The 19,016-nt window shown below is 67.2% G+C and carries 15 protein-coding genes and 2 tRNA genes; 14 read left to right on the forward strand and 3 right to left on the reverse strand.

Annotated elements, in window-relative coordinates:
* Positions 1–16 precede the first annotated feature (16 nt).
* Positions 17–1,345, forward strand: coding sequence for a UDP-N-acetylmuramoyl-L-alanine--D-glutamate ligase (gene murD / locus L2D00_01595; protein ID WBQ13393.1), 1,329 nt, complete (start codon positions 17–19; stop codon positions 1,343–1,345).
* On the opposite strand, the gene L2D00_01600 is transcribed toward murD, so the two are convergent.
* Positions 1,342–2,571, reverse strand: a complete 1,230-nt coding sequence (locus tag L2D00_01600; GenBank protein WBQ13394.1) for a threonine synthase — start codon at positions 2,569–2,571, stop codon at positions 1,342–1,344. The two genes, murD and L2D00_01600, sit on opposite strands and share 4 nt — an antisense overlap.
* A gap of 69 nt (positions 2,572–2,640) precedes the next feature.
* Positions 2,641–3,168, reverse strand: coding sequence for a hypothetical protein (locus L2D00_01605; GenBank protein WBQ13395.1), 528 nt, complete (start codon positions 3,166–3,168; stop codon positions 2,641–2,643).
* 211 nt (positions 3,169–3,379) lie between these two features.
* Between L2D00_01605 and L2D00_01610 the strand changes: the two genes are divergently transcribed.
* Positions 3,380–3,455 (forward strand) — tRNA-Lys (locus L2D00_01610).
* Positions 3,456–3,524: 69 nt separating this feature from the next.
* On the opposite strand, the gene L2D00_01615 is transcribed toward L2D00_01610, so the two are convergent.
* Entirely contained in the window at positions 3,525–4,223 is a 699-nt protein-coding gene (locus tag L2D00_01615) for a hypothetical protein (protein ID WBQ13396.1), read from the reverse strand.
* 230 nt (positions 4,224–4,453) lie between these two features.
* Between L2D00_01615 and L2D00_01620 the strand changes: the two genes are divergently transcribed.
* The 12 genes from L2D00_01620 (at position 4,454) to L2D00_01675 (ending at position 19,015) form a co-directional block, all read left to right on the forward strand.
* Positions 4,454–4,530, forward strand: a tRNA-Met gene (locus tag L2D00_01620).
* Between the two features lie 259 nt (positions 4,531–4,789).
* Entirely contained in the window at positions 4,790–4,930 is a 141-nt protein-coding gene (locus L2D00_01625) for a hypothetical protein (protein ID WBQ13397.1), read from the forward strand.
* Positions 4,927–6,159, forward strand: a complete 1,233-nt coding sequence (locus L2D00_01630) for a TIGR03862 family flavoprotein (GenBank protein ID WBQ13398.1) — start codon at positions 4,927–4,929, stop codon at positions 6,157–6,159. The genes L2D00_01625 and L2D00_01630 overlap by 4 nt, the downstream gene beginning before the upstream one ends.
* A gap of 200 nt (positions 6,160–6,359) precedes the next feature.
* The gene (locus tag L2D00_01635) at positions 6,360–6,836 is read left to right on the forward strand and encodes an A24 family peptidase (protein WBQ13399.1); all 477 of its coding nucleotides are present in this window, start codon (positions 6,360–6,362) and stop codon (positions 6,834–6,836) included.
* A 58-nt stretch (positions 6,837–6,894) separates the two neighbouring features.
* Positions 6,895–7,254, forward strand: a complete 360-nt coding sequence (locus L2D00_01640) for a PadR family transcriptional regulator (protein ID WBQ13400.1) — start codon at positions 6,895–6,897, stop codon at positions 7,252–7,254.
* Positions 7,235–7,741, forward strand: a complete 507-nt coding sequence (locus tag L2D00_01645) for a hypothetical protein (GenBank protein ID WBQ13401.1) — start codon at positions 7,235–7,237, stop codon at positions 7,739–7,741. Before L2D00_01640 ends, L2D00_01645 begins: the two co-directional genes overlap by 20 nt.
* A 225-nt stretch (positions 7,742–7,966) precedes the next feature.
* Positions 7,967–10,750 carry a hypothetical protein gene (locus L2D00_01650; GenBank protein WBQ13402.1) on the forward strand — a complete coding sequence of 928 codons (2,784 nt, stop codon included), beginning with the start codon at positions 7,967–7,969 and terminating at the stop codon, positions 10,748–10,750.
* A gap of 130 nt (positions 10,751–10,880) precedes the next feature.
* Positions 10,881–13,421 carry a TonB-dependent receptor gene (locus tag L2D00_01655; protein WBQ13403.1) on the forward strand — a complete coding sequence of 847 codons (2,541 nt, stop codon included), beginning with the start codon at positions 10,881–10,883 and terminating at the stop codon, positions 13,419–13,421.
* A gap of 153 nt (positions 13,422–13,574) precedes the next feature.
* Positions 13,575–14,369 carry a hypothetical protein gene (locus tag L2D00_01660; GenBank protein WBQ13404.1) on the forward strand — a complete coding sequence of 265 codons (795 nt, stop codon included), beginning with the start codon at positions 13,575–13,577 and terminating at the stop codon, positions 14,367–14,369.
* Positions 14,366–16,324, forward strand: coding sequence for a type II secretion system secretin GspD (gene gspD / locus L2D00_01665; protein ID WBQ13405.1), 1,959 nt, complete (start codon positions 14,366–14,368; stop codon positions 16,322–16,324). The genes L2D00_01660 and gspD overlap by 4 nt, the downstream gene beginning before the upstream one ends.
* Complete coding sequence (gspE, locus tag L2D00_01670; protein WBQ13406.1) at positions 16,321–17,802, forward strand: type II secretion system ATPase GspE; 1,482 nt, start codon at positions 16,321–16,323, stop codon at positions 17,800–17,802. The genes gspD and gspE overlap by 4 nt, the downstream gene beginning before the upstream one ends.
* The gene (locus L2D00_01675; protein WBQ13407.1) at positions 17,789–19,015 is read left to right on the forward strand and encodes a type II secretion system F family protein; all 1,227 of its coding nucleotides are present in this window, start codon (positions 17,789–17,791) and stop codon (positions 19,013–19,015) included. Before gspE ends, L2D00_01675 begins: the two co-directional genes overlap by 14 nt.
* The last annotated feature ends 1 nt before the right edge of the window (position 19,016 follow it).

The following is a 19,016-nucleotide window of genomic DNA, read 5'->3' on the forward strand; positions in this document are numbered from 1 at the left end:
TACAGGATCATCGCGCATGCGGGCCGGGCGGATTGCCGATTATGACACGCTCCTGATCTGGGGCTATGGCAAGGAAGGCCGCGCGGTGCTGGCGCTGGCGCGCGCCGAGGCACCGGGCATCAAGCTGGCGGTGGTGGACCGCGCACCGCCGGAGGATTTGCCCGGCGGCGTCGCGCACCTCGACGAGGACGCGCTGGAGGCGGCGGTCCGGGCCGGCGGCCGCACGCTGATCGTCAAAAGCCCCGGCGTTTCGCTTTATGATCCGCGCCTGTCAGCGGCCTTGCGCGCGGGCGCGCGCCTGACCAGCCAGACCAATCTCTGGTTCGAGCGCAAACCGGCCGCTCAGCGCGTGATCGGAATTACCGGCACCAAGGGCAAGTCCACCAGCTCGGCGCTCCTGCATCACATGCTGCGCGCGCTGGGCGAGGACGCGGTGCTGGCGGGCAATATCGGCGAGCCGGTCATCGAAACGCCGCCGGGCGCCAGCACAGTGGTGGCCGAGCTGTCCAGCTATCAATGCGCGGATCTCATTCACGGGCCGGACTATGGCGTGATGGTCAATCTGATGCGCGAGCATATCCCCTGGCACCGCTCGCTGGAGGCCTATCAGCGTGACAAGGCGCGCCTGGTCAGCCTCGATCCCAATACCCGCGCCGTGCTCAATGCCGGGGATTCCAATCTCGCCCGCCTGTTCGCTCACCGGCCCAATACGCTCTGGTACAACACGCCGGACAGCTTCCATGCGCCCGGCGGCGTGGTGCATCTCGGCGGTGAGGTCTGGGGGCCGATCCCCAGCGTGCCAGGGCCGCACAATGCGGTGAACGCCTGCGCGGGTCTCAGCGTGATCGCGGATATGGGGCTCGATGCGCGCGCGGCGTTCGACAGCCTGTCCGATTTCCACGGCCTGCCTCACCGGCTCCAGACCGTGGCCGTGAAGGGGAATGTGCGTTTCGTGGACGACTCGCTCGCCACCACGCCAGAAGCCCTCTTGCTGGCGCTGGAGGCGTTTCCCGGCGAGGACGTGGCGCTGATCCTGGGCGGGGAGGAGCGCGAGCAGGATTATGAGGCGCTCGCTGCCGCGCTGGAGCGCCATGACCGCATCCGCGCCATCATCACCCTGCCCGAGAACGGCGCGCGTATCGGCGCAGCGCTGGCGGGCGGGCGCCATGGCGCGGTCTGCGTCCATGAGGATGATTTCGAAAGGGCCGTCGCACGCGCCGCTGCGGCGCTCACCTCCGGCGTGGTGCTGCTGTCGCCCGCCGCGCCGCGCGGGCTCCAGTTCACGGTGTTCGGCGCGCGCGGGCGCGCCTTCGCGGCGGCGGCTCAGGCGCTCGCGTCCGCCTAGCCCTCCAGCATTGCCCGGGTCACCGGCTTTGTGCGGTCAAGATCGCGTGCGCGGTCGGGCAGGGCGTATTTCAGACCCGATCCGCAATTGAACAGCACGCAGCGCGCATCGGCGCCGATCAGCCCGGCGGCGCGGGCGTTTCGCGCGGCGGCCAGCGTGGCGGCGCCTTCCGGGCAGAGCAGCAGCCCGTCAGCCGCGCCGCACAGCGCGCGCGCCTCTTCAATCTCGGCCTCGCTCACCGCCAGCGCCGCGCCGCCGCTGGCGCGCACCGCGCGCAGGATCAGGAAATCGCCAATCGCCTTGGGCACACGGATGCCGGCCGCGCTGGTCGCCGCATCCAGCCATTCGGTCGCGTGCTCCTCGCCCGCCTCGAACGCGCGCACGATGGGCGCGCAGCCATCGGCCTGGACGGCGAACATTTTCGGGCGCTCCGGGCCGATCCAGCCCAGCGCCTCCATCTCGTCGAACGCCTTCCACATACCGATCAGGCCGGTGCCGCCGCCGGTGGGGTAGAAGATCGCGTCAGGCAGGGTCCAGCCCAGCTGCCAGGCGAGCTCGATGCCCATCGTCTTTTTGCCCTCGATCCGGTAGGGCTCTTTCAGCGTCGAAACATCAAACCAGCCCATCTCCTCTTTGAGGGCACCCACCAGCGCCCCGCACTGGTGGATCAGGCCGTTGACCCGGTAGACATGCCCGCCCTGGGCGGCGATCTCGCGCACATTCACCTCGGGCGTATCGGCCGGGCAGAAGGACCAGGTCTCCATGCCCGCCCGCGCGCCATAGGCCGACAGCGCCGCGCCGGCATTGCCATTGGTGGGCATGGCCATCGCCCTGATCCCGAACTGGCGCGCCATGGAGACGGCCAGCGCCAGCCCGCGCGCCTTGAAACTGCCCGTGGGCAGGCGGCCTTCATCCTTGATGAGCAGCGGGCCTTTGAGGCCTATGGCCCGCGCGGTGGCGGGCGTATCAATCAGCGGCGTGTCCACCTCGCCAAGGCTCGTGACATAGGCGTCATCGGCCACGGGCAGCAGCTCGCGCCATTTCCAGAAGCCGGGATGGGTGTGGGCGGGGCGCGCCGCGATGGCGTCGCGGTCGGCGGTGCGTTTGAGCGCCGCCAGATCATAGCGCGCCAGCAGCGGCCAGCCCTCGGGCGATAGATTATGGGCGATGTCGGCGGCCACGCGCGCGCCGGTCATGGAACAGTGAAGGTGGGTGAAATGATGCATGAAGGCTCCGGATCGCCAGTGAGCCTCGAGCCTATGGCGCGCCGTCTTTGATGCAAGCCCGGCGCTGCGCTATTGCGCTTCGAGCAGCCCGTAGGCCTCGAATGCGCGCTGCATATAGTGCGGCCCGCAGCCGAAGCCCGCATGCAGGCCGCGCAGATATGCGCGGCGCTTCATGGCCAGCTCGCGCTCGGTGCGCGCGGCGCGTTCAATCTCGCCGGCGCGTCCGACAAAGCGGACCACGGGACGGATCGGGTTCAGCCCGACAATCAGCGAGCGGTACTGGTCGCGGGCCAGATCCGGCGCGTCGGCCGCCAGATCCCGCCCGCGCTCCATCATGGTGGGGTCATCGTCTTGGTCCGCACCATCATCAGCGTCACCGTGCTCTGGCGGCGGCGCTTCGCGGTCCGGACCCAGCACCACGGTGAGGCGGGCGATATCGCGGGCCGTGGTCGAACAGGTACGCCGCGCGCCCTCGCCGCCATAGGGGGTGGGCACGGTGTCATCGCCCTCATCCACCCGGATGCGCCCCGGGCGCTCGCGCGGCAGGCCGATGGCGTCGGCCCCGGCCTCGCGCGTGTCGGTGACCATGGCGTCCATGCCGTTCCCGGTGCCGCCCGCACAACCAGCCGCCGCCAAAAAGGCGGGAACAACCAGACAGAGGGAAAGCGTGCGGGTGATCATGGCAGCAGTGTACCGCCTTGAATCGGGCGAGAGAATGGCGCGCGAAACCCTGCTGCGCCTGCGGCGCCGCAGCGCTTGACCGCGGCAGGGGCCGACTATAGTTTCCGCGCCTCTCCCGAAAGGGTCAGAGCCGATAGCTCAGCTGGTAGAGCAACTGACTTTTAATCAGTAGGTCCCGGGTTCGAGCCCCGGTCGGCTCACCAAGTCCAGGAGGCTTGGGAGGCACGCGCCGGTTGGCGCGAAACCCGTTCATCAATCCAAGTGTGCCGACATCACCACCGCGCGCGCAGGGCCACGCCGGCATAGTGCTCGTCTTCTTTCCACTCGCGCATGCCCGAGCGGTAGCGGCGTTGTTCACGTACATAGCCCAGTGTGGCGTAGACATCCGAGCCCAGCTCCACGCCGACGCCGAAATGCGCGTCGCCCACGCTCGCCTCGACGCCGGCGGGTGCCAGCGTGTAGCTGAGCGGGCCGCCGGGCGCGATCATATAGCTCTCGCGCCCCGCCCCGCCGACCAGGAAGACCGGGGGGAGATCGGTCAGCGTGCGTGTGCTGGCCGAAACCTGCAATCCCAGCGCCGAACCGGACCAGCCATGCCCTTGAGGCGTTGCCGCGCGGGCGCGCACGGTGACGTCCGGGGTCAGCGCGACGGCGGCTGTTGATGTCTCTCCGGTGTGGCGGGTATGGCCGGGCTCAATGGCGAAGCGCAGCGCTGTCCCAGACCCGGACAGGGCCGCGGCCACCGCAGCGCGGCTGCCTTCAGCGGCGTCCGTGAGGGCGAAGTCGTCTGGATTGAATGCCGGTGCCGGCCAGCCGTCAGACAGCGCGCTTTGAGGTGACGCGTCCGTAACGAAGGCGCAAAACAGCGCGCCCCCCGCTACCAGGGCCGCCAGAACCAGCTCCGTTGCGCGGTGCGGCGTTCGCTGAGCGGATACGCGCGCGGCTGCCGCCGCGCCACGGTTCTGACGCATCAGGTCTCGCATGCAGGGTCCCCAACCTGTTTTAACACTGTGCCGGGCTGTCCCTCCCGTCACAGGGCCGCGTTAACAAGAGTTAAGATAGTTCAGGCGCGCGCGCTTGGGCAAGCGCTGATTGGCCATTTGTTGGCGGCCCGGCACGCAGTGCAGATGTTGACGGCACCGCGCGGGCGTCATACACAGCGCGTCCCTTGAACGCGGCCCGGCCGCGGACACAGGTTTGACGCGGGGTGGAGCAGCCCGGTAGCTCGTCAGGCTCATAACCTGAAGGTCGTAGGTTCAAATCCTACCCCCGCACCCAAATCTCTTAATAAAATCAGTGAACCAGGCGCGGCACTGGTGGCAGTGCCGACGGTGTTGCCACCGATTGAAACCCTGGGGACGCACGAGGAGCTGAAGGTCTCTGTCCGGCGTGGCAAATCGGTGCCGCATCGGGCTCACCGGGGCGGACCTAGCCGGCCACCTCGACCCGGCGTGCCGGGCCGAGGCTTTCGCGACAGCTCCGGCTCTGATAGCCCTCTGCCTCTGCCGCTCTGCGGTGTGGGGGCACGAGGCGAGCCATGACCATCCGCTATGAAACCCGTGCCTGCGCCGCCTTCGTCGCGATTGACCGGCCGGAGCGGCGCAAGGCGATGGCCGGCACCGCATGGTTCGCCAGCCGGGAGGGCCGGGGCTGGCGTTTTGGCACGCCCGAAGCATGACCCGGCGCATCGCCATTATCGGGGCCGGCCCTGCAGGCCTGATTGCGGCAGAGCGCCTCGCGGGCGAGGGTTTTGCCGTCAGCGTTTATGAGCGCATGCCGAGCGTGGCGCGTAAATTCCTGATGGCGGGCAGGGGTGGGCTCAACCTGACCCATCGCGAAGCGCTGGACGCCTTCCTTGACCGCTATGGCGCAGCGCGTGACTGGCTGGAACCGGCCATCCGGGCCTTCGCGCCGGATGACCTGATCGCGTGGTGCGAGGGGCTGGGGCAGCCCGTGTTCACCGGCTCCAGCGGACGGGTATTTCCCAAGGCCATGAAGGCCTCGCCGCTTTTGCGCGCCTGGCTGGCCAGACTGGATGCCCTGGGCGTCACGATCCATGTCCGCCATACTTTCCGGGGCTTTGACGATGCGGGCCGTGTACTGATCGCCGGGCCGGACGGACGCGAGCGGCCTGTGGAGGCCGCTGCGGTCATTCTTGCGCAGGGCGGGGCGAGCTGGCCGCGTCTTGGGTCAACGGGCGACTGGGCCGGCCGGCTGGCGGCGCGCGGCGTCGAGATCACGCCGTTCAAGCCTGCCAATGCCGGCTTCGATGTCCGCTGGTCGGCCCTGTTCAAGGCGCGTTTTGCCGGGGTGCCGCTCAAGGCCGCACGCTTCAGTCATGACGGCCGGGCGATCCGCGGGGAAGCCATGATCACGGCCTATGGCATGGAGGGCGGGGCGATCTATGCCTTGGGTGCGGGTTTGCGCAATGCGATCGAGCGTGACGGCCAGGCGGTGCTGACGCTCGATCTGGCGCCCGATACCGCCGGGGACGCCCTGACAAAGCGGCTTTCGGCGGCCAAGCCCGGCCAGTCCCTGTCCAGCACGCTGCGCAAGCAGGCCCGGCTCGCGCCGCTCGGTGCGGCGCTCGTGCGCGAAGCGGGCGAGATACCGCGCGAACCGCAAGAACTGGCCGTGCGCATCAAGGCGTTGCCCATTGCGCTGACGGGCGTCCAGGGCCTTGAGCGGGCGATATCGAGCGCAGGCGGCATCGCGCGCGCATCAGTCGATGAGCGCTTCATGCTGAAGCGATTGCCTGGCGTGTTCGTGGCCGGAGAAATGCTCGACTGGGAAGCGCCGACGGGCGGGTATCTGTTGCAGGCGAGCTTTGCCAGTGGCGTCGCGGCGGCGAGGGGGGTGGCGGACTGGCTGGTTGACACGCGCGCGCTGAACACAGGGTGCGAATAGGATCGCCCTGCAAACGGCGCAGGATCGCACCCATTGACCTGCGGCCCAGCGGCCACCGGCGAGGCGCGCGCACCCGCCGGGCGGGCCGGGCGCATGACGAGCGCATGCCTGTGTGAGCCGGATGAAACGCGGTGGCTACGGGAAGCCGCGGCGCTTGCTGCTACCTTGCCTGCGCGGGCTATCCGGGACATTCAGGCAGAATGGAAAGTCTCGCCCTGACCCTTGTTCTGTTTGTATCTCTGGCCGCGCTGGCGGTGATTGATGCACGCACGATGCGCCTGCCGGACTGGCTGACCCTGCCGTTGATTGCGGCGGGGCTGGTGATGGCCTGGCTGACACAGGCGTCCCTGATCAGTCACGCCGCCGGGGCACTGATCGGCTATGGCGGACTGGTGGCACTCGAGATTGCCTACCGCCGCCTGCGCGGCCGCGACGGGATCGGGCGTGGCGATGCCAAGCTTCTGGCGGCCGGCGGCGCGTGGTGCGGGGTTTGGGCGCTGCCTCTGATCCTGCTGGCTGCGAGTGTAAGCGCGCTGACTGTGGTGCTGGTGTCATCCCTGATCATGAGGCGGGGGCCGGACCCCTCGGCGCGTCTTGCGTTCGGGCCCTATCTGGCGCTTGCAATCGCGCTGGTCTGGGCGGCGTCGCAGGCCGGTCTGACGCCCGTACTCTCCTGAACGCAGATTGCGTGCGAAAATGCGCGACAATCGCCCGATCAGCATGTAGACACAGGGTATGAGCGAGCATGACGAGTTGATTGCCGCGTGGCAGGCACAGCTGCGGAAAGGCGCAGCGGAACTGGCGGTGCTTTCGCTTCTGACATCCGGCGAGAAATACGGGATCGAGTTGCTGGACGCCTTGTCCGGCGCAGACGGCCTGGGCATTTCCGACGGGACGATCTATCCGCTTCTCAAGCGTCTGGAGCGTGACGGCCGGATCGAAGCGCGCTGGCAGCAGAGCGTCACAGGACCGCCAAGAAAATACTATAAGCTCTCATCCGATGGTGAGGCCGTGCTGGCGGCCATGAAGATAGCCTGGCGTGAATTCCGCGGCCAGCTTGATCGGATTACAGGGCATGACGAGCAGGGCGATTGATCAATATCTCCTGACGCTTGGAAGCGCGCTTGGCGCGCTGCCCGCACCCGAGCGTGCCGATATTCTGGCCGAAACCCGCGCCCATCTGGCTGACCGCGCTACGCAGCTGGGAGAGCGAGTCGCAATTGACCGTCTTGGGCCGGCTCACGCGCTGGCCAGCGGCCATCTGGTCAGCCTGGGGTATGCACCCGTCGACGCCCCGCCGGGCGCGCGCATCTGGGTATGGCCGGCAGCGGCGATCCTGTGGGCCTGCTCTGTATTCGCGACGGGGCTGCTGGCGCTGGAAATCGTCTCGCCCAGCGTCACCGGGCTGTGGATGAATGTCCAGACCGGCAGCATGTATCTGGGTGCTGCCAGCATCGAAACGCCGGGCCAGTTGATCGACCTTGCAGGGCCCTTTCTGGCCCCGGCGGCGGCAGTGATTTCCGCGCTGGCGGCCCTGTGCGGCTGGCGGGTCTTGCGACTGCGCACGCGCCTCGCGGTCTGATCCCCGCAGACTTTTTCCTCAAAAACGCTGTTGCAAAACAATCGCCTGGGTGCGCTTGCAGCCGCCAGAGACCGGTAACGTGCAAAGCCTGTCACTGGCGTGACATGAATCTTGTTTAACAGGGAACCGTGTCAGCTGGGGTGGTCTATCCGTCCCGCTGGACAGAAATTTTATTTTCCAGCTGCAGGGAGTCCGGACAGGCCCCTGCATCAGAGGGGGTTCCTCATGTCCTTGCGCAAATACATTGTCTGTCTGACGATGGGCCTGGCGGTTGCCGCCTGCACCCAGGGCTCCGACATCGCCGCTCCGGGTGCCACCAATCCCGGCACACCTCCGGGCGGTGGCGGTGGCGGTGGCGGTGGCGGTGGCGGTGGTGGTGGCGGCGGCGGCGGCGGTGCCGCGGCCTGCCCGAGCGGCTTCACGACCGGAACGGCCGTTGGCGGCCTGACGGCATGTATCCTCTCCGGGGACATCCTCACCAACCTCACCCTGCCGTTTGTCGAAGGTACCGCGTACCGCATTGACGGCCGCGTGAACGTGGGCGTGGACGTCGGCGCGGACGGCAACGCGGCTGGCGGCGTCTCGGCGCGCCTGACCATCGAGCCGGGCGTGACGATTTTCGGCGCTGACGGCGCGGACTACATCGTGGTGAACCGCGGATCGCAGATCGAGGCCGTGGGCACCGCCGCGTCGCCGATCACCATGACCTCTGATGAAGACCTGATCCGCCGCGCAGCCAATCCGACTGATTTTGGCGGCGAAAATATCGGCGAATGGGGCGGCATCGTCGTTAACGGACGCGCTCCGATCAACCGGTGCCGCGATGCGGCCACGCCGGGCAGCATCGACTGTGAAAACATCGTGGAAGGCGTGTCCAACCCGGACGCCCGCTATGGCGGCGCAAACCCGGAAGACAATTCGGGCATCATGCGCTATGTGCGCGTGCTGTTCGCCGGCTTTGAAATTGCGCCGGGCAACGAGCTGAACGGCATCACCCTGGCCGGCGTCGGCCGCGGCACCACGTTTGAAAACATCCAGGTCCACAATGGCTCGGATGACGGTATCGAATGGTTCGGCGGCACGGTGAATGGCCGCTTTCTGGTCGTGACCGGCGCGGACGATGACTCGCTCGACACCGACAACGGCTATAATGGCCTGAACCAGTTCGTGGTGGCCATCCAGCGCACGGGCGGCGGCGACAATATCGTTGAAGCCTCCAGCTCGGCCCCGGGCGTCACCCCGCTGTCAAACGCCACCTTCTCCAACTTCACCTTTGTGGGTGATCGCACCAACGCCTTCCGTCTGAACACCGGCACGGTGGGCCGCTATGTCAACGGCGTGGTCGATTACGGCAAGCAGTGCTTCCGCTGGGAAAGCTCGGCCGGTAACGGCACAGCGGGCTATCAGGGCGTGGGCGTGGACCCATCCTTCAACTCGGTCCTGTTTGATTGCAACGCCGGTCTTGCGACGGGCAACTCTGATGCTGCGGCGGCTTCGGCGGCTGTAGCGGCGGACGCCAACAACGTTCAGGGCCCGAGCTCGCTCGCCTCGCGTATCTTCCCCGGACCGGAAGAGCAGGCCATGACCGCGTTCGACGCCACCACCCTGGGCTCGTATTTCCAGAATGCGGCCTATGTCGGCGCGTTCAGCTCGACTGAAACCGAAACCAATAACTGGGCGGCGGGCTGGACCTTCGGCCTGTTCCCGGAGCCCGATTGCCCGGTCGGCACCACCGATACCGGTGCGGACCGTAATGGCCAGAACATCTGCCGCCTGACCGGTGTCATCACCGGTGATATCCGACTGACCCGCGGCAACTTCTACGAACTGGACGGCGATGTGCGGATCGGCCGCGATGTCGGGGCGGACGGCAATGCCGCGGGCGGCTTGGCTGCGTCGCTCACCATCGAATCGGGCGTGACCCTCTATGGCCGCTCGGGCGCTGACTACCTGCTCGTGAACCGCGGCTCGCAGCTGTTTGCCAACGGCACCCGCGAGAATCCGGTCATCATGACGTCGGAAAACGACATCACGAACACCGGTGACCGCGCCAGTGCGATCGGCGAATGGGGCGGCCTCGTGCTGCTTGGCCGCGCGCCGATCAACCGCTGCCGCGACGCGGCCACACCGGGCTCGGTCCAGTGTGAAAACCTCGTGGAAGGCGTCACCAATCCGGACGGTCTCTATGGCGGCATCTTGGCGGATGACAGCACCGGCTCCATGACCTTCCTGCAGGTCAAGTATGCCGGCTTCGAGATTGCGCCGGGCAATGAGCTCAACGGCATCACGCTGGCGGGCGTCGGTCGCGGCACCACGTTCGAGAACATCCAGGTCCATAACGGCTCTGACGACGGCATCGAATGGTTCGGTGGCACGGTGAACGGCCGTTATCTGGTCGTGACCGGCGCGGACGATGACTCGCTGGACACCGACAACGGCTATAACGGGTTCAATCAGTTCGTGATCGCCATTCAGCGGGCCGGCGGCGGCGACAATATCGTCGAGGCCTCCAGCTCGGCGCCGGGCGTCACCCCGCTGTCGAATGCGACCTTCTCCAACTTCACCTTCATCGGCAACCGCACCAATGCCTTCCGCCTGAACACCGGTACGGTCGGCCGTTATCTCAACGGTGTGGTCGATTACGGCCAGGCCTGCTTCCGCTGGGAAGGCTCTGCCGGCAACGGCACGGCTGGCTACCAGGGCGTGGGTGTCGATCCGAGCTTTGACTCGGTGCTGTTCAACTGCGCCGGTGGCCTGTCGACGGGCAACTCCGACGCTGCGGCAGCCTCTTCGGCGGTCTCGACCGGTTCGAACAACACCACCAACGTGGCGACCACGCTGAACAACACGTTCATCAACGGCGCCAACGAGAATGCCCGCACGGCATTCGATGTCACCACGCTCAATCCGTACTTCACGCCGGTTACCCATATCGGCGCGGTGCGTGACTCCAGCGACCGTTGGTGGGCTGACTGGACCTGTGGTCTGGAAACCGGAAGCACCTGCTAGCGCGGGATTACCGGGCGCGCCAGGCCGAGGGTCTGGCGCGCCTCATCCCGTCCAAGGACGCACTCAAGATCAAAGGTCACATCCGATGAAACCCGTTTCAATTTTCAGCGGGGCCCTGATGGCGACGAGCATGCTCGTCGCGCCAGCCGCCCTCGCCCAACAGCCCGAGCCGGCGCCGCAGGCGCAGCCCCAGGCTGAAGACGTGGTGACGGTGCGCGGGCAGTTTATCCCTGAGCCCCAGCGCCGTACCGCCCAGGTGGCCAGCTTCGTCACCCTGGAAGATCTCGATCGCGCCGGCGACGGCGACGCCGCCCTTGCTCTGGCCCGGGTCAGCGGCCTGAGCATCGTGCGCGGCCAGTACGCCTATGTTCGCGGACTGGGCGACCGGTACTCGGCGGCCCTGCTGAACGGGTCTCCGCTGCCGAGCCCCGAGCCGCTGCGCCGGATCGTGCCGCTCGACCTCTTCCCGTCCGAGATTCTGGACGGCATCGCGGTCCAGAAAACATATTCGGCCAATTATCCCGGCGAGTTCGGCGGCGGCGTCATCGACCTGCGCACCCTGCGCCGGCCCGAAGAATCGTTTCTGAACCTGTCGGTTGGCACCAGCTACAACACGGTGACCACCGGCCGGAACGGCATTTTCCATCGCGGCTCGTCTGACGACTGGTCGAGCTGGGACGGCGGATACCGTGACCAGCCGGACCCGCTGCGGACGATCATCGCCAATCAGACGCCGCTCAATGATCTGACCACAGGCCAGCTTGAAACACTGTCCGAAAGTCTGGTGATCCCCAACCTGCTCGTCCATCAGGACGGCACGGTCGGTGCCGATTTCAATGCGGCAGTCGATGGCGGCTTTGCCTTTGAGGCTGGCGGCATCAATTTTGGCTTCATCGCGGCGGGTGGCTATGACAGCGGCTGGACGACCCAGGAATCCGAGCGTCAGCGCGTGCGTGGCGATGTGATCGGTTCCCAGTTCGACGTGTTCACCACGGCCCTCGACACCCAGGTCAATGCCCTGGCGTCGCTGACCGGTGAAGTGGATGCGCACGCCGTGTCGCTGACCACCTTCTTCGTGCGGTCGGTGCGCAAGGACACGCAGCTGACACGCGGTGAAGACTTCAATGCCCCCGGCGGGCGGCCCCTCTATGAGGAGTCGACCGGCTGGTACGAGCGTGAACTGGGCATGGTTCAGCTGGCCGGCGAGCACAGCTTCGGCAATCTGAACGCCAACTGGCGCGGCTCCTTCGCCCGCGCCACGCGCGACACGCCGTTCCTGCAGCGTCTGCGCCGTTTCGAAGACGCTACCGGAACGCCGATCTACTCGACGTCCAACCAGTACACGATCGAATTCACCGAACTGACGGACGATCTGTACAATTTCGGCGGCGATCTGAGCTACGCGTTCACCCTCCCGGGTGCCCGCGAGCTTCTGCTCACCGTCGGTGGTGACCGGTCGCGGACCGAGCGGACCTTCGAGACCCTGTTCTTCCGCATGGCGGGCGGCAACTCCCTGCCGGCGGATGTGCAGCGCGCGCGTCCGGACTTCCTGTTCTCGGTGGACAATATCGCACCGGGCCGCTTCCTGCTGGCCGAGGTCCAGAACACCCAGTCGAACTATACCGGTGATCTGGAAGTTGACGCCCTGTTCGCCCAGGCCGATCTCGACATCACGCCCTATATCCGTGGCACGTTCGGTGTGCGCTACGAAGATGCCGTGCAATCGGTCCAGACCTTCAGCCGCTTTGGCGTGCTGGGGCGCGGCGCGGTGCTGGCGAACGACTACATCCTGCCGTCCGCGACAGTGACGTGGAACTTTGCGGACGATCTGCAGCTGCGTGTCGGCTACTCTGAAACCATCGGCCGTCCGCAGTTCCGCGAACTGGCCAATTCGAGCTTCTTCGATCCGGAGAGCCAGCGCAGCTTCCGCGGTTTCGACGGCCTGGTCGACACCACGATGCGTAACTATGACGCCCGCCTGGAATACTATCTCGGCCGCAATCAGTTCGTGACGGGGGCGGTCTTCTTCAAGCAGATCGAGAACCCGATCGAAGAAGTGCAGTTCGAGACGGCGTCCTTCGTGACCGAGACAACCTTCTTCAACTCTCCGGAAGCCGAACTGACCGGCGTGGAGCTGGAATACCGCCAGACCTTCGCCTTCCCGCTCGATATGGCCTGGTTCCGGGATCGCGACTGGCGCTTTGGCGTCAACTACACCTACACCCGGTCGGAAATCATCGCGCCGGCCGGTACGCTTGTGCTCGATCCGATCTCGGACTCGCTGCGTGATGCGGCCTTCTTCAACCTGGATGGGGCCAAGCTCCAGGGTACACCGGAGAATGTCGTCAATGCGCAGTTCGGCTGGGAGACCGACACCGCCCAGCTCACCTTGCTTCTCAACTGGGTGGACGAGCGCATCCTGCAGCGCGGCTTTGACTCGCCGTCGGGCGTTCTGCCGGACGTCATCGAAGAGCCGGGTGTCCAGCTGGACCTTGTGTACCGGCGCTCGTTCAACGTCATGGGGCGTGAAGTGCGCCTGGGCCTGAGCGGACGCAATCTGCTCGACGAGCAGAGCCGCGAGTTCCAGCGTAACAACGCGATCGGTGAGACCGAGTTCAACACGTATGAGCGCGGCCGCACCTTCTCTGTGAGCCTTTCGACCGGCTTCTAGCCGGCTGTCTATGCAACAGGCCGCCCGGACACTAGACTGTCCGGGCGGCCTGAGTGTGTCTGGCCAGCGGTCTCTGCAATGGCCAGTAACCGGTATTGCACGATTGTCATGAACCTGCGTTAAAGCCGTCTGTCTGCAGCGGGTGGCGCCATCATGACAGCGCATAATCGGGGCTTTCTTGTTACAAATCTGACCGGCGCACCGGCGCAGGCTGTGCGTATTGCGGTGGAGCTGGCCCTGGCGGCGCTGGTGGGCTGGCTGCTGGCCGGTGCGATCTGGCTGGCCGCGTTCGGCGCATACAGGGCCCAGCTGCCTGCGCCGCAGCCCATGACAGCGTCGGACGTGCGTGCCCCGCAATCGGTCGCCGCGACCGAATTGAGGGGTCTGTTCTCCGCGCCCGGTGCCGGCGCTGCGCCAACGGACATCGCGTCGCTGCCCGAAACCCGGCTCAGCCTGAACCTGTTTGGCGTGCGCACCGAAGGCGGCGGCACGGGCTCGGCGATCCTGGAGGCGGGGGCCTCGGGACAACGCAGCATTCTCGTCGGCAGCGAGATCGAGCCGGGCGTGGTGCTGCACTCGGTGCATGAGGATTATGTGGTCATCACCCGGCGCGGGGCGCGCGAAGTGCTTTATCTCGATGAGCGCAGCCGCCAGCGCGCCCGCGCCGCCCCGCAGACAGCGGCGCAGATCACGCTGGCGGGCGTGCGCTTCACCCTGGTGGAGAGCGGCGGCTGGCGCCTCGAGGGCGGACCCGGCCCCCTGGCGGCATTCGGCCTGGGCCAGGGCGATGTGGTGACCCACGTGGATGGCACCGCGCTCGACCGGGACAGCGCATCACGCATTGAAGCCGCCCTTGCGGGTGGAAGGCCACCCCGCACGCTGACCATAGAGCGTCAGGGCGCACGCATTGTTCTTGAAACCGACATGACGGAAGGGCGCGTCCCATGAATCGATTTATCCCGGCCTTGCGCCTTGTTGCGCTGATGTGCGCAGCCTGCCTGGTCACGGCACCCGGCGAGGCGCGTCAGGACGGCAGCGCGACGCTGAACTTCCGCAATGCAGAAATCCAGGCCTTCATCGAGGATATCTCGCAGTTGACCGGCTACACTTTCGTGACCGACCCCCAGCTGCGCGGGGTGGTCAATATCGCCTCCCAGGGACCGCTGGACCGGGAGGAAATCTTCCAGGTGTTCCAGGCGACCTTGCGGGTGCACGGCTATGTGGCCGTGCCCACCTCGCCCGGCGTCTACCAGATACGGCCCGAACGCGAGGGTGCCCGCTCCGGCGCGCCGCTGGTTCGCGCCGACACCAGCGGGTTCGTCACGTCCGTTGTGCGCCTGAACGCGGCCAGCGCCCGCGAGGCTGCCCGCACTCTGGCCTCCATGAGCAGCGCTGTAGGCACCATCACGGCCCTGGAAAGCGGCAATGCCGTTGTGATCGTCGATTTCGCCTCGAACGTGTCTGCAATCCGCGATGCGCTGGGCGCGCTGGACCGCGACAGCACGCTGATCGAACTGGTGGCCCTGGAGAATGTCGCCGCGGCCGACATGGCCCAGGTGGTGGACCGTCTGCGCGCACCGGCGTTTCAGGGTGAGGATAATCGCCGCCTGGCGCTGGTTGCCGCACCCATCCCCGCGTCCAACACCTTGTTGCTGCGCGGTGAAGCCAGCGCTGTGCGCGAGATGATGGCGCTGATCCAGCGGGTTGATGCGGCCAGCCGGTCCAATCAGAGCTTCCGGGCGATCCCGCTCAGTCACGCTGACGGGGCCGGGCTTCTGCCAATCCTGGAACAGGTGTCGGCGCGCCTCGGGCCCACTTCGGAAGCAGGCGGACAGGGCGTCCGGCGCGCGGCCATCGCTCACCATCCGGCGACCAACACGCTGGTGCTGAACGCCGATCCGGACCATTTGCGCGAGCTGGAGCTGGTCATCCGACAGCTGGACATCCGCCGGCCGCAGGTGATGGTCGAGGCGATCATCGTGGAAATGTCTGATCAGGCGGCGCGGGATCTGGGCGTGCAGCTGCTTTTATCAGGTAATCAGGACAGCGCCGTTCCCTTCTTTGCAACGCGCTATGGCGGGCCGGATATCCTGGCCATTGCGGGCGCGCTCACCGCACGCGGCGATGACGAACTGAGCGAAACCCTGCGCCAGGGCGCGGCGACGTCTTTGCTGGGCGCGCGCGGCGCTCTGGCGGGCGTGGGCGGGCAGAATAATTCGGGCACCACGTTCGGCCTGATCCTCAGCGCGCTGGAACAGGACGGGGAATCGAACATTCTGTCCAAGCCCTCGATCGTCACGCTGGACAATGAGGAAGCGTCCATCATTGTCGGCCAGCAAATCCCGATCACCACGGGCGAGGTGCTGGGCTCGGCAAATACGAATCCGTTCCGCACCATCGAGCGCCAGGATGTCGGCGTGCAGCTGCGCGTGCGCCCGCAGATCAGTGATGGCGACACGATCAGGCTCTATCTGCGCCAGGAAGTCTCATCGGTGGCGGGACCGGTCAGCGCGAACTTCGCCGAGCTGATCACCAATAACCGGGCGATCGAGACCACGGTGCTGGCCGATGATGGCGAGATCATCGTGCTGGGCGGGCTTATGGAGCGCGATGAGCAGGTGGGCGAAAGCCGCGTGCCCGTGCTGGGCTCGATCCCGCTGCTGGGCCGCGCCTTCCGCAGCGAGTCCCGGTCGGGCGGGCGCACCAATCTGGTGGTGTTCATCCGTCCGGTCATCGTGCGCAGCCCGCAGGACATGCGCGATCTGGCCCTGCGCGCTTATGCCGGGATGCATTCAGGGACCACCGGCGCGCCGTCGGCAGGACTTGAGGAGCTGGCTGCGCTGCTGAGCAACGCACCGCCCCCGCGCCGTGAAGAAGCCAGCAGCGAGGTGCCTGGCGAATGACGCTGCTCACCTACGGCTTCGCGCGCGAGCAGGGCGTTGCGCTTCAGCCCGGTGAACCGCCGGTCATGCTGATGCGCGAAGGTGCGCGCGCGCTCAGCCTGGCCGAGGCGATCCGCGCCGCCGGCCCGGACGGGCGCGCAGCCGTGGTGCGCCAGCTGGATGGTGCCGCCTATGACCGGGCCTTGTCGGACATTTACGCCAGCGCCGCGTTGGCCGGCGACGCGGCGGCCGGGGCGGATGACGCCGACAGCCTGTCGCGCCTGATCGAGGACATGCCGGCGGCCGAAGACCTGCTGGCGTCGGATTCCGATGCGCCGGTGATCCGGCTGATCAACGGGCTGATCGCCGAGGCGATCCAGGCCGGGGCGTCGGATATTCATGTCGAGCCGTTTGAAGACCGCGTCTCCGTGCGCTTTCGCCTGGACGGCATTCTGTCGGAGCGCATCAGCCTGGCACCGCGACTGGCACCGGGCGTGGTGTCGCGCATCAAGGTGATGGCGCGGCTCGATATTGCCGAGCGCCGCGTGCCCCAGGATGGCCGGGTGACCCTGTCGCTGGCCGGGCGCGGTGTGGATGTGCGTGTGTCCACCCTGCCGGCGCGCCATGGCGAGCGGGTGGTACTGCGCCTGCTGGACAAGTCTACCGCGCTGTTGAGCCTCGACGCGCTGGCCATGCCGGACGCCGTGCGCACCGCCTACGAGACGGGTCTGGCCCAGCCCAACGGAATTGTTCTGGTCACCGGACCGACCGGGTCGGGCAAGACGACCACGCTCTATGCCGGACTGACCCGGCTCAATGACCGCACGCGCAATATCCTGACCGTGGAAGACCCGGTCGAATACGCCCTGGACGGCGTGGGCCAGACCCAGGTCAATGCGCGCGTCGGGATGACGTTCGCCGCCGGGCTGCGCGCGATCCTGCGCCAGGACCCCGACGTGGTGATGGTGGGCGAAATCCGCGACGCCGAGACGGCGCGGATCGCGGTGCAGGCCAGCCTGACAGGGCATCTGGTGTTGTCCACCGTGCATACCAATTCGGCGGCGGCGGCGATTGCGCGTCTGCGCGATATGGGTGTTGAGAGCTATCTTCTGGCCAGCACGCTGTCGGTGGTGCTGGCCCAGCGGCTGGTGCGCAAGCTGTGCACCCATTGCCGCGAGCCGTATGAGGCGGACGCGCGCGAGCGCGCCCTGGCCGGCGTGTCCGGACCCCTGACGCTGTACCGCGCGCGCGGTTGTCCGGCGTGCCGCCATCAGGGTTATGCCGGGCGCCAGGGCGTCTATGAAGTCATAACTATCGACGACACCCTGCGCGCCCTGATCCATGAGGACGCCCGCGAAAGTGCGCTGGCTGCCCATGCTCACGGACAGGGCGGCGGCCTGTTCGACGCCGGTCTGGAGATGGCGCGCGAGGGTGTGACGACCTTGTCTGAAGTCCTGCGCGTCTGCCGCGAGGAGGGCGAGCGCCATGCCGGCGTTTGAGTATCTTGCCCTCGACCCGGCCGGAAAGCGCAAGCGCGGGCTGATTTCAGCCGATAGCGGGGCGGCTGCGCGGCGCGCCTTGCGCCAGCGTGATCTGGCACCACTGGAAGTCGTGCAGGCGGACGCACGCCAGCGCGCCGGCACACCAGCCCGGCTGCACCGGGCCACGCGGTCGCGCCTGAGCAAGCGTGAGCGCCTGCTGGTGACGCGCCAGCTGGCAACCCTCATCGAGGCGGGCCTGCCCGTAGCGGAAGCGCTGGGCGCGGTCGCGGGACAGGCCGGGTCGCCCGCCGCGCGGCGGCTGGTTCTGGGCCTGCGCGCGCGCGTCAATGAAGGTGAGCGCCTGTCGGCGGCGCTGGCGGGGTTTGAGGACAGTTTCTCCCCGGTGTTCATTGCGACGATCGCGGCGGGCGAGGCCAGCGGGGCACTGGGCCAGGTGCTCGACCGGCTCGCGGCTCATCTGGAGGCGTCCGAGGCCCTGTCGCGGCGCCTGACCGCGGCGCTGGTCTATCCGATCGTACTGGCGATCACGGCCCTCACCGTGTGTGGCGTGCTGATGGTGGCCATTGTGCCGCGCCTGGCTGAGCAGTTCACCTCCATGGGGGTCGGTCTGCCGGTTCTGACCCGGGCGGTGATCGCCGTTTCCGAAACGCTTCAGGCGGGCTGGCCCTTCATTCTGGCAGGGATCGCCGCGCTGGTCTTGGGGCTGCGGTATCTGACCTCGCGGCCCGCCGTGAAGGCGCGCCTCGACCGGCTGTGGCTGCGCGCGCCGGGTATCGGGGCCATGATCCGGGAAGTGGAGGCGGCACGCTTTGCGCGCACGGCGGCCATTATTCTGGGCGCGGGCGGCGTGCTGCCCGATGCGCTGCGCGCGGCGCGCGACGCCACCTCCAATAGCGCCGTGCGCGATGCGGTGAGATCCGTGATCGAAGCGGTGGAGACCGGCCGCAATCTGACCGATGCCCTGTCCGCAGCGAACATCATGCCGCCGCTGGCGCTGAGCATGATCGCGGCGGGCGAGCGGTCGGGCGCGCTGGAGCCGATGATGCTGCGCGCGGCGGCCCGGCTGGAGGCCGATATCGACGCCGCCGCCAGCGTGGCGCTGAGCCTTCTGGAGCCGGGGATCATTATCGTGATGGGCGGCCTAGTGGCGCTCATCGTTCTGTCTGTGCTGCTGCCCATTCTCCAGCTCAACACGCTGGCGCTGGGCTGAG

It is taken from the genome of Hyphomonadaceae bacterium BL14 (assembly GCA_027627705.1).
GTDB lineage: Bacteria > Pseudomonadota > Alphaproteobacteria > Caulobacterales > Maricaulaceae > Oceanicaulis.

Bases quoted from the DNA above. Each gene is read 5' to 3' on its own strand.
- murD (WBQ13393.1), top strand. From the start codon at position 17: ATGCGGGCCGGGCGGATTGCCGATTATGACACGCTCCTGATCTGGGGC.
- L2D00_01600 (WBQ13394.1), bottom strand. From the start codon at position 2,571: ATGCATCATTTCACCCACCTTCACTGTTCCATGACCGGCGCGCGCGTG.
- L2D00_01605 (WBQ13395.1), bottom strand. From the start codon at position 3,168: ATGGACGCCATGGTCACCGACACGCGCGAGGCCGGGGCCGACGCCATC.
- L2D00_01615 (WBQ13396.1), bottom strand. From the start codon at position 4,223: ATGCGTCAGAACCGTGGCGCGGCGGCAGCCGCGCGCGTATCCGCTCAG.
- L2D00_01625 (WBQ13397.1), top strand. From the start codon at position 4,790: ATGACCATCCGCTATGAAACCCGTGCCTGCGCCGCCTTCGTCGCGATT.
- L2D00_01630 (WBQ13398.1), top strand. From the start codon at position 4,927: ATGACCCGGCGCATCGCCATTATCGGGGCCGGCCCTGCAGGCCTGATT.
- L2D00_01635 (WBQ13399.1), top strand. From the start codon at position 6,360: ATGGAAAGTCTCGCCCTGACCCTTGTTCTGTTTGTATCTCTGGCCGCG.
- L2D00_01640 (WBQ13400.1), top strand. From the start codon at position 6,895: ATGAGCGAGCATGACGAGTTGATTGCCGCGTGGCAGGCACAGCTGCGG.
- L2D00_01645 (WBQ13401.1), top strand. From the start codon at position 7,235: ATGACGAGCAGGGCGATTGATCAATATCTCCTGACGCTTGGAAGCGCG.
- L2D00_01650 (WBQ13402.1), top strand. From the start codon at position 7,967: ATGTCCTTGCGCAAATACATTGTCTGTCTGACGATGGGCCTGGCGGTT.
- L2D00_01655 (WBQ13403.1), top strand. From the start codon at position 10,881: ATGCTCGTCGCGCCAGCCGCCCTCGCCCAACAGCCCGAGCCGGCGCCG.
- L2D00_01660 (WBQ13404.1), top strand. From the start codon at position 13,575: ATGACAGCGCATAATCGGGGCTTTCTTGTTACAAATCTGACCGGCGCA.
- gspD (WBQ13405.1), top strand. From the start codon at position 14,366: ATGAATCGATTTATCCCGGCCTTGCGCCTTGTTGCGCTGATGTGCGCA.
- gspE (WBQ13406.1), top strand. From the start codon at position 16,321: ATGACGCTGCTCACCTACGGCTTCGCGCGCGAGCAGGGCGTTGCGCTT.
- L2D00_01675 (WBQ13407.1), top strand. From the start codon at position 17,789: ATGCCGGCGTTTGAGTATCTTGCCCTCGACCCGGCCGGAAAGCGCAAG.